This is a genomic window from Bradyrhizobium sp. NAS96.2, from assembly GCF_001908235.1.
Taxonomy (GTDB): Bacteria; Pseudomonadota; Alphaproteobacteria; order Rhizobiales; family Xanthobacteraceae; genus Bradyrhizobium.
The window spans coordinates 81,261-91,936 of record NZ_LGHK01000043.1 but is presented as its reverse complement, the minus strand read 5'-3'; the positions used below and the strand labels follow the sequence as shown (position 1 = coordinate 91,936).

6 protein-coding genes are annotated in these 10,676 nt (G+C 66.3%); all 6 read right to left on the bottom strand.

Annotated elements, in window-relative coordinates:
* Nucleotides 1-6: 6 nt before the first annotated feature.
* Nucleotides 7-4,902, bottom strand: coding sequence for a two-partner secretion domain-containing protein (locus AC628_RS12065; protein ID WP_168193354.1), 4,896 nt, complete (start codon nt 4,900-4,902; stop codon nt 7-9).
* Nucleotides 4,903-5,047: 145 nt separating this feature from the next.
* Nucleotides 5,048-6,043, bottom strand: a complete 996-nt coding sequence (locus AC628_RS12060; protein ID WP_168193353.1) for a FecR family protein — start codon at nt 6,041-6,043, stop codon at nt 5,048-5,050.
* A gap of 88 nt (nt 6,044-6,131) precedes the next feature.
* Complete coding sequence (locus AC628_RS12055) at nt 6,132-6,635, bottom strand: RNA polymerase sigma factor (RefSeq protein ID WP_074127025.1); 504 nt, start codon at nt 6,633-6,635, stop codon at nt 6,132-6,134.
* Between the two features lie 10 nt (nt 6,636-6,645).
* The gene (locus tag AC628_RS12050) at nt 6,646-7,320 is read right to left on the bottom strand and encodes a secretin and TonB N-terminal domain-containing protein (protein ID WP_074127024.1); all 675 of its coding nucleotides are present in this window, start codon (nt 7,318-7,320) and stop codon (nt 6,646-6,648) included.
* 208 nt (nt 7,321-7,528) lie between these two features.
* Nucleotides 7,529-9,817 (bottom strand): nitric oxide reductase activation protein NorD, encoded by a 2,289-nt coding sequence (locus AC628_RS12045; protein ID WP_074127062.1) that lies wholly within the window; start codon nt 9,815-9,817, stop codon nt 7,529-7,531.
* A 14-nt stretch (nt 9,818-9,831) separates the two neighbouring features.
* Complete coding sequence (locus AC628_RS12040; RefSeq protein WP_275945287.1) at nt 9,832-10,644, bottom strand: CbbQ/NirQ/NorQ/GpvN family protein; 813 nt, start codon at nt 10,642-10,644, stop codon at nt 9,832-9,834.
* Nucleotides 10,645-10,676: the final 32 nt, after the last annotated feature.

The following is a 10,676-nucleotide window of genomic DNA, read 5'->3' as shown; positions in this document are numbered from 1 at the left end:
GAGGGATCAACAATGGAGGCGCTCGCCAGATTGAGCAAGGGTGCCGTCCGCACCTTGATAGGTGATGCCGTCCGAGGTCCCGCCAAAAGGCATGATCAGGCCGGCAGCGCTCGCGGAGGTGATGCTGCCGCTGCGGAATGTGACATGCGGATTGGGCAAGCCATTGGCGTAGGCTTGAACGTAGTTGTCGAACCAGATGCGCCCCAGCGGCGCGCGAACGACTCCACCCTGGTCAATGGACGGAGCGATGAAGACCAGTTCGCCAAAGACTGAAGCCGGGACCGCCGGCGTCGCGTCGTCATTGCGCCGGATAACGAGACGGGCATCCGGATCATAGGCGGAATCTAGCCCGCTTGAATGAAGCCCAACCTTGATGAGGGCGACTGCGCCGCTCAAGGGATAGACCTGGTCGGCGGTCAGCGCGAGATTTTCAACATCGAGACCTCCGTTGCCGAACCGGATGTCGCCAGTGCTCTGCAACGCGACCTGCTGAAAGCCGCGAGCATCGAATAGAATGCTGACGGGTCGTCCCAAGTTCACGTCGCCACTGCCCTGTTTGCCGGTGGCTCCGAACTGGACGTTGCCGTAGACATCGATGAGATCGCCGAAGACCGTGAAACTGCCGCCGTTCGCCGTGTTGCGAACGTGAAGATCGTTGATCCCGGGCGAATACCCCACCTGCGCTTGCGCCTTTGCCGCGTCGTAGACGCCATCAAAGCGAACATAGGACGCGGACAGGCGGATCGTGCTGTTTGGCGTATCAGGCGCCGCGGCGATGACGCCGCTGGAAAGGTGCAGGCTGCGCGACAGGCTGAGATCGACATTGCCGTCAAAGACGAGAAGATCGCGCGTATAGAGCGAAAGCGATCCAAAGCCGCCCTTCTGGATCTGGTCGACGCCGATGACCGCCCGCCCGAATTGCATGGCCGGATCGGCCTCGCCGGGCAACAGATCGGCGCTCAGGCCACTGCCTGGGGCGCTCTGCACCAGCGTGATATCGCGCGACCGCTGGAAAGCCGCGGGCAGATCGCCCACGGCATAGGGCGCGTTCGCGCTTGGCTGCCCTGCGATATAGCCGCGGCTCGACATGGTCAGGTTGAGCGACCCACCGGAGGCGCCGCTGCCACCGGCCGCTGCGCGCATGGTGCCGTCCAGCGCCATGCCGAAGCTGGAATACAGCGAGATCGTTCCGCCATCGCTCGCGGCAAATGTCGGGATATAGGTCTTGCCGTTCTGGACCTGGACCACCGCAGAGGTACCCGACGCATCGATCAGCGCGCCCGGGCGAACGATCACGAACGCATCGCTGACGACGGGATAACCGTCCGCATCGAGCGCGCCGGTGCCGCCGATGCGGATCGTGCCGCCGTCCGGCACGGCCGCGTAGGAGATCCCCCGCTCGTCGCGCCCGACCGCACCGCGCGCCGAGACGTCCAGCACCGCGTCGTCGCCGATCCAGAACGAACGCGTCAGACCGAACTCGCCGTAACCGGAATTGTACCTGTTGTCGCCGGAGGCGTCCTGCAGGCTCGTGATCAGGATGTTGCCGGCGGGCGCCGTGATCGTGCCGTCGATGACCGTCTGGCGATTGGCGTAGATCGAAACTGAACGCCCCGGATCGACATTGATGGATGCGCCCTTCGCCAGCGTGAAATCATGCAGGCTCCAGAACGTCACATCGGCGCCGATGCGCTGCGTGGCGCCATGCGTGAAGGAGTTGACCGCGAAGCGCGGCGGCGTCCAGAGCGTCGCGGCATCCGCAACGAGGCTGCCGCTGGGCGCGCCGAAGCTGCCCTGGGTGAAGCGATAGACCGGCACCTCGGCGTCCACGCGCGTGCCTTCGCCGATCTGGATGCCGGTGTTGCTGCTGATGTTGTAGGCCGTGAAGCCGGACTGGAAGATCGCAGGATCGAGCACCAGCGCGTCGGCCACGGCCTCGCCGATCGCGATCTCCTGGCCCGCGTTCAGCGTCAGCTTGCCGCCGCCGGCAAAGCCATAGGCGCGGATCGTGCCATCGAGGACGAGCGGATTGGTGAAGAACTGCGTCCAGGTCAGATGCGAATAGTCGTTGGCCACCAGGCTGACATTGCCGCCCTTGCCGCCTTTCGTCTTGCCGGTCGCCAGGATGGCGCCACCCGAGGACACATCGATCAGCGATCCATTTGCAAGCGTGATGCCGCCGGTCGTCGAAACGGTGAAGTTGCCGCCATCCACATGCGCCTGACCGGACACATCGCTTCCGGTCAGTCCGTTGCTCCACAACCCGCTGAGATCGACGGCGACGTTCTGGCCGATCGTGACCTGCGCCTTGCCGTCCGCGTCGCGAAGCGCCCACCATTGCTCGTTCTGGTTCTGGCCGAGCACCGCATGCATGAGATTGGTCAGCATCACGCTGCCGCCATGCACCGTGACGTTTGCGCCGATATCGACATGTGGCGCCGCGAAGATCACCTGCGCGCCGGGCGCGAGCTCAAGCGGCGCCTCGACGAGGATCTCCTTGCTGCTCGCAACATTGAGCCCGCCCAGTTTGGCGGCATTGAGCGCGTCCGAGTTGAAGAATGCGGTCCCGATGCGATCGTCGGGCAAGACCGACGTAACGTTCAGCGCGCCCGATATCTCCGGGGGCCGACCGAAGGCGACCCGCGCCGCGGATGCATCGGTGAGGCCCAGTCCCGAATAGCCGCCGAGCGCGAGCTTGCCCTGCAGCGGGGCGACATTCTGCGACAGCTTGTAGCCATCGGTCGTGCCATCAGGCCGAGCCGTCGTCTGGCGTGAGCTGGTGACGACATCAGCGACGATATCAGCTTCGAAGACCGCCGTCGGCGTCGACAGGATGAGAGAGCCGGCGTCGCGGCCGATGGTGTAGCCGTCCTCCCAGCGGGTCGTCACGCGCCCCTTGCCGAACGGGCTGGTCCAGATTTCGGTCAGGTTGGGTGCAACCTTGCCGCCGAGCTTGTGCTCGCGAATGAAGCCCGCGCCAACGCCGTAGAACTGCATGTCGGCGCGGGCCTGGCTGGCGCTGTAGAGGCGGCCGTCCGCGCCCAGGAAGTTGGTGGTCCGGATGTAACCGCCCTGGAAGCTCACCGAACCGCCGGAGACGTCGAACACGGCCCCCTTCTGGGCCACGACTTCCGGCGCCGACAGCGTGACGCTGCCGCCAACCGCGGCCCATTCGCCGATCCGGTGCGCAGTATTGGCGAGATAGCCGGAAACCTCGAGCAGGCCCCCCGGCGTATAGTAGCGATCGGTCGCATAGCCGCCGGTGCCTGCCGGCACCAGCACCAGGTCGCGGGCATCGATCCAGACATCCGCGTTCTTCAGATTGTCCTGATCGCGGTTGACGGGCGAGTCGCGCAGCTCGTTGCCCTGCACGTTGATCAGGAGGTTGTTGGTCGACATCGGCAGCAGCACGCCGCGCACGCCCGAGACGTCGATAACAGATCCGCTCTCGGCGAAGACGCGGTGACCGGCATTGACCGCCACCTGGCCGCCCTGCGCCTGCGTGGTCGAGCCGGCCTTGAAGTTGACGGTGCCGCCGCTGACGATCTCGATGCGCCCCTGATCGAGCCGGTCGGAGAGCTGCGAAAGATTGTCGAACTGGGCGTTGGCGACCGGGGCGTGGGTGAAGACCTTGGAATCGGCGACCAGTTGGTTGCGTTGGCTGTCGAGCGCGGTGTCACTGCTGTCGAGCTCGGGCAGGATCGCGGTCAGGCTGCCGCTCGCGAGCGTGATGCTGCCCGCGGCATCGGAGGCTGCGTTCAGCAAATGGATCGTGCCGCGGGTGTTGACCGAGGTGGTGGCGACAAGCGCCCCCTCCTGGCTGACGCTGCGGCCCGCGAGCGTGATGTCGCCTTGCTGGGCGAAGATCAGGCCGGAGTTGCCGACGGCCGCGATCGCGTCGCGCACGATCGGCGAGATCTCGTTGCCGCGCGTGGTCGAGCCCTGGTTGGCGTCCGTGCCGTAACCCGGCCGCAGCAGAAAGTCGTTGCCGGCCGCGAGTTGCACCTGGCCTCGCGGCGCGCTGATCGAGCCGGCATTGCTGACCTCGGTTCCCATCAGCAGGACGAAACCACCCCCTTGTGTCACCGAGGACGGCGCGTTGGTCGAGATCAGCGCGCCGGGCTCGATCCTCACCGCACCACGGGCATCCGTGAAGCTCGGCACATATCGGCCGCCGGCCTGCTGCGCGTAGATGCCGCTGGTGAGGAACTGGGTATCGGTGATGGTGGCGGCCGAGGCGATCAGCGCGCCGACATTCACCTGGCTCGCACCGCCGAAGATGATGCCGTTCTGGTTGATCACATAGACCGAGCCGTCGGCCTTGATATTGCCGAGGATCTGGCTCGGCGCTGTGCTGCCGACCACGCGATTGAGCGCCACCCAGTTCGCATTGCCCTGCTGGTCGAAGGTTAGCGTGGTGCGGGCGCCGACGTTGAAGGAATTCCAGTTGAGGATCGCCTGCGCCCTGGTCTGCGCGATGCCGACCTGGGTCTGGCCGGCGGCATCGACCGCCTGCGTCGGCGCGCTCGCTCCCTGCCATCCCGGCGCCGCCTGCAGGCCGCCGGGGGCAAGGCCATTGGGTACGGCAACCTGCGGCAGCGTCACCGAACGCTGCGAGGCCTGCGCCGCGCTGCGCGCCGCGTTCTGCAAGCCCTGGATCGCCTGGATGGCGCGCGTGGCCCGCGCCATTGCATCCTGGCCCTGCCTGGCGGTTGCCGCCGCATCCTGCGCGGCCGACTGCGACGCCGCCATCGCGGCGGCCGACGGTGACACCGTCCAGCTTGACCCAAACGGGCGCGCGACCACCGGCGTACTGGCCAGCAGCGCCACGACGCTGACGCTGCCAAACAATGCGGTGCGAACCGTCGCGCGGGATAGGGATCTGGAGAGGCGGGGAACCATGGGATCGCTTTCTTGCGCCGGGCGGCAACAGCCGAACATTTCGCGTCTCAGCGCCAGCACCGAGACCCTCGCGGCTGAGACGATCCCGAACGGGGCGACCCGCACGCCGGATCGGAATTTTTTTGCCGCCTCGCCCGAAGCCTCCTCAGCTCAGCAGCACAATGCCGCCGGGAAGCGTTTTCGCCTTGACGCCAAATGCTTGCTCGAGCTGCACGAGAACTTCGTCGATCCGGTCGATATGGAAGCGGCCGTTGATCAGATGGGTGTTCAGCCCGGCATTGACGATGAAGATCCGGCCCGATCGGTACCTGTTCACCTCTTCCACCACCTTGGGCAGCGGCGTGTAGCGGAAGACGAGCAAACCCTCTTGCCAGGCCGCTTCGACGGCCGGATCGATCGCAACGATATCGCTCATGCGCCGCTCGTCGTAGGCGATCTGCTGCCGCTCACGAACGGTGCGGGCATTGCCCTGATGCTCGACGCGAACCTCGCCTCCGAGACAGGTGACGCGTACCTCGGCGCCGAGGTAGCGCACGTCGAACGAGGCCTGCGTTGCAACCGCTTGGCCACGCGACGCAATCACAGTCACCGGTCTCGACTGTTGCGGGGTCGTCGCAATCGACGCCTGCCCTGTGATCAACTCGATCCGGCTGCTGTCACCATGATCCGGGCGCAGCGCGATGCTGGTCCTTGTGTCCAGGTTGATCGACACGCTGTCGTTCAGCGCAAGCTTGCGCTGCTCTCCCGTGCCCGTCCGGTAGTCCGCAGCAAGCTCGGACCATGACGGCCAGAGCTCGAGCGGAGGACGCAGCGTCACCGCTCCGACAGCCGCGGCGGCGGTCGCAAGTCCGCCGCCGAGCACCAGCCTGCGGGTCATCACGCGCCTTGCTTCACCATCAAGCAGCGCGCCAACCGATGCCGGGTCATAGCGGAGGTTCTGGCCGGCGCTGCCGACCGTCTCCCAAAGCTTGCTTGCCTTCGCAAACGCGATCGCATGGGCGGCGCTCTGCTCGCGCCACACCTGGAACGCATCGGCGTCTTCGACCGTCGCGTCGCCGGACGTCAAGCGCCTGACCCAGGCATGTGCCTCCCGCTCCATCGCGCCGAGCCCCATCGTCGATTTACCGCCTTTGCTCATCATGCAGGCTTGCCTCGCAGCGCCCCCCCGCCTCCGCAGCCGGGTCGTCCGCTTGTCCATTTGACGTTCGCCATAGCCATCAACCGCACAACTATTTTCCGAGCTTCAGCGCGCAGTGTTCCTGGGCGAGGCGGAGTTCCTTCTCGACCAGGCGCAGCGAGACTCCGAGCCGGCTGGCAATTTCCCGCTGCGGCATGCCTTGGAGCCGTGCGGCCAGCAGGATGACCCGGCGGCGCGGCGTCAGCTCCGCGATCGCCTTCTCCAGGGCCTCGATCTCGAAGCGGGCCTCCGCAATCTGACCCGGCCCCGGCGCATCGTCCACAATATGGAGCAGATCCTGAACCTCGTTGTGCGCCAGGCGCCGCTTCTCGGCCCGCTGCCGGTCCATTGCGACGTTGAAGGCCATCCGGAACAGATACGCGGCCGGGCTTTGTACCGCCCCCGCCACTTCGGCCCGGTCGAGACGCACGTAGGTGTCCTGCAACGCATCGCTGGCAAGCTCCGCCGAGCCCAGACGACGGCTCAGCCGCAGCTTGAGATCATCGTAGCGGGCAGCCAGGAAGCTGCGGAGCATGGTCCGGTTTGCGTCGCTCATCCCGGCACGCTCAGTTCGCCTCGCCGCTGGTGCGGATTGCGTCAATCCCGGCGCAGTCCTGCGTCTGTTCCGGCGGACGCGGCGCAACGACCATCGTGAGGGGTTGCGAGATGCCCTGCGGCGGCGCCTCCTTGATTCTCAATCCACGAAGCGTCGTCTCGATCGCACGATCGATGCGGTCATCGCCGGTCTTGCTCAAAAGCCGGGTCTGTTGCACGGATCCCGTTGGAGCGATCCAGAACTGCACGGCGACCCGATACCGCCCCGGCCGCAACAGGCTGTCCCTGCAGAAGGCGTCCCGAACGCGCTCCTGCACCTGCGCATAGTAACGGGCGCGAATAACCGGATCGCCCTTCTTCGCATCGACGTCAGACGTCGTCGGCTGGCCGGCGGCCGGAGACGAGGGCACCACCACCAGCGCATTCTCCGACGTCAGACGGCCGACCAGGCCGGTGCCATCGAGCAGGATCTGCAAGGCTTCGGACGGCGCGAAAACGCCCCTCACCTCGCTCGAGCGACGGCCGGTCGCAAGCTGGGCGTCATAAAGCACCTCACGCCGCGCCGTGGCGCCGTAGCTTTCCAGCGCGGATGTCAGAGGTTGAGACGGAATATCGAAGGTGATGCGCGCCGCCGAGGCGTTCGGGTTCTCTTGGCCCATCGCGAGGTCGGCGCCGGCGCCCAGCATGCAGAGGCAGATCAAAACGCACAATCGACAAGCGTCTGAGGGGCGCCTTGCCCGGCCCCTCGAAAGATATCCAATGCTCATCGTGTCCGCGTCGATTGTTCCCAGGCGGGCCGCTGTGTCCAATCTGCAACGTTAGCGTCGAAGTGTGACAGCGGTGCGCAGGCGTGTGGACGACGATCTAGGTCGGCTCCGTGACGGCAGGCCCCCTTTATTTCTTCAGTTCGGCGTAGAGCTGCATCACCCGGTGCGGCAACACCTCGATACGCGGCACGCGGAGCGCGTTGCGCTCGCCGAAAATGCGATCGAGCTGGGAAAATCTGTGTTCTCCGACACCGAAAGCAAAAATATCGGTGCCTCGCCGTCGCAATTGCTGTGCGGCCCGGCGCGCGTCCTCCACCAGGTATTGCGGATCGGGCACATCGACGTCGGACGGTTCGCCATCGGTGAGCACCAGCAGCACCTTGCGGAACGCACGTCGTCCCGCAAGGTCGTCCCCGGCATGGCGCAAGGCCGCGCCGAGCCGGGTGGAATGGCTGCTGCCGAGCCCCGCGAGGCGCGAACGCACCACGGCGTCCACCGGCTCGTCAAAGCCCTTGATGCGCAGATAACGCACGCGCTCGCGGCCGTCGGAGCTGAAACCATGCACCGCGATCGCGTCATTGGCGGCCTCGACCGCCGCCGCCATGATCGCGGCCGCCTTGCGCTCGACGTCGAGAACCGTCCGGCCGCGACGGTCACGATCTGCGGTCGATTGCGACAGGTCCAGCAGCAGCAGAATGGCAAGATCGCGCGGTCCCGGCGCATCGCGCTGGTAGACCCTTGGCTCGCTGATGCTGCCGGCGCGACGCTCGATGGTCAGCGCGGTCGCCGCGTCGATATCGAGCGCGTCGCCGTCGCGCTGGCCCTTGTGCCTGATACGGCGGCCGATCGACGCGTCGCGGGTCAATCTCGTGATCCAGCGGGTCGTCTCGGTGTCCGTCGGCAGATCGAACGGCTGCGCGGAGACGGCGGCATCGGCTTCCAGGATCGTCGTCCAGTCCGCTCGCTCGGTCCGCGCGGCGTAGTCCCATTCCGGATAGGTCGCGACCGGAAATCCGTCCAGCAGCGCGACCGCGCTGGCCTTCGCGCGCAGCGTCTCGTCGGGCCTTGCGTTGTCGTCGGTGGACTGTCCATCGGCGTCCTCGCGACGCTCCATATGCACGGAATCGATCGCAAGTTCGATCGTCTCGGTCGGACTGTCCGGCTGATCGCCAAAATCCCAGAGCGCCAGATTGTCGTCGCGGTAAGCGGGCTCGACGACGTAGCTCTTGGCGTTGAACTGCAGCCGCATCTGGCCGATGTCGTTGCCGAGCAGCCCGCCGATCTCGCGGCTGATGGCGGGATCGGTGCAGCGGCCGGCGGCATCGGCGAACAGCGTCCGCCCCTTGGTCACCCACGCATCCGGATCCAGATAGTCCGGATCGATCAGCGCCCGCGCCAAGCGCATCATCAGTCCGGCCGCGGTTGCCTGGCCGGATGGCGTCGCGCTGTGAAACGGCAGCCACAGCCGGCGCATCCCGGGCATCTCGCGAAGCGCCAGCGTCTCGACCCTGGCATCCTCGATCAGCGAGACCAGCGCGATCTGCAACGCCTTCAGCCGCCCCACGGGAAAGCGCACAGTGGAATGCACGAGGTGGGCTCCGGCATGCGCGACCGCCGCGAGATAGATGGTGTCCGCCGCCTCGCCTACAAAGCCGGGAAAGGTCTCGGGCAGACCGATGAAGCCGGCAGCGAGCGAGGTACGCCGCGGCACCGGCGTCGGCGCAGCGGCAAGCTTGCGGAAGCGAGGCCTTCTGTTCCAAAGGGCGATCGTTGTTGCAGCGAGGCGTTTCTCCAGCCGTGCAAAGTCATCGCCGGTCCGCCCCACCGCGAACAGCCGCACCGAAAGTGGATCGTCGAGCGCGAAATAGGCGCGCCGGCGCGATGCGCGACCGCCGCTTGCGCGCAAGCCCGCGGAAACCCAGGCGGAGAAGTCATCGCCCCCGGCATGCGCCAGCAGCGGCTCTAGCCGGCCGATCGCAAGGCCTACCGATTCCGGGCCTGCATCTGCGAGTTGGCGGAGCGCAGCGAGAACGGCGGTGAGTTCTCCAGCACCGGCAAGCCGCGGCAGCACCTTGGACAATTCGGTCAGCAACCCATGGGCGGCGCGGCTTCCGGCGCTGCGGCCGATATCGCCGGCGGTGCGTCCGATCGCGATCAGATCATCGGTCGATCGCTGCGCCGGCCATTGCTCCGACAGCCTTAGAAAGCCCAAAACCACGGCATGGCCAAGATTGGCCCCGAACAGCTCGTGGACGGCCTCGTCCCAGGCCGCGAGGTGATCGATCGACCCTGCGCGCTGCAATGCGGCCCGCGCCGCCTGCACGGCCGAGCCGATCTCATCATGGCCGCGCAGGAGCGCCGCAAGCCGGCGCCCGGATCGGAAGCTATCGAGCGAACTGATTTGCGCGACCGCCACCTGCGAGCGTCCATTCACGCAGAGGCCGAGATCACGTCGCGCAACGTGTTCCTGGTGTCCGCATCGTCGGTCAGCGGGACCACGATCGTGGTCTCGCAGGCTTTCTCGAGGCTGATGCCGCAGCCGATCAGGCGGCCGGCATTGACCAGCATCCGGGTCGACGCGCCTTCATCGAGCCCCTGTCCTTTCAGGTTGCGGCTGTGCTGGGCGATCTTCACCAGGAGGTCGGCAAGGTTCGGTTCGATGCCGGCCTCGCGCGACACCACCTCGGTTTCCGCCGACCGATCAGGGTAGCCGAAGTCCAGCGCGGCGAAGCGCTGCTTGGTGGATTCCTTGAGGTCCTTGATCGCGCTCTGGTAGCCCGGATTGTAGGAGATCACGAGCTGGAAGTCGGAATGGGCGTGGATCAGCTCGCCCCGCTTTTCCAGCGGCAACACACGGCGGTCGTCGGTCAAGGGATGGATCACGACCGTGGTGTCCTGACGCGCCTCGACGATCTCGTCGAGATAGCAGATCGCGCCGAGGCGCACGGCCGTCGTCAGCGGCCCGTCGCTCCACACCGTGCCCTCCGCATCGAGCAGCCAGCGTCCGACCAGATCCGCCGCGGTCATGTCCTCGTGACAGGCGACCGTGATCAGCGGACGGCCGAGCCGCCATGCCATGTATTCGATGAAGCGGGTCTTGCCGCAGCCGGTGGGGCCTTTCAGCATCACCGGCATGCGGTTCGCATAGGCCGCACCGAACAGTTCGACCTCATCCTTGAGCGGCCGGTAATACGGCTCCTGGCGGATGCGGTACTGGTCGAGCAGCAAAGCGGGATTGGACAAGCTCACGCCTCCCATGATCGCGCAGGCAGCCG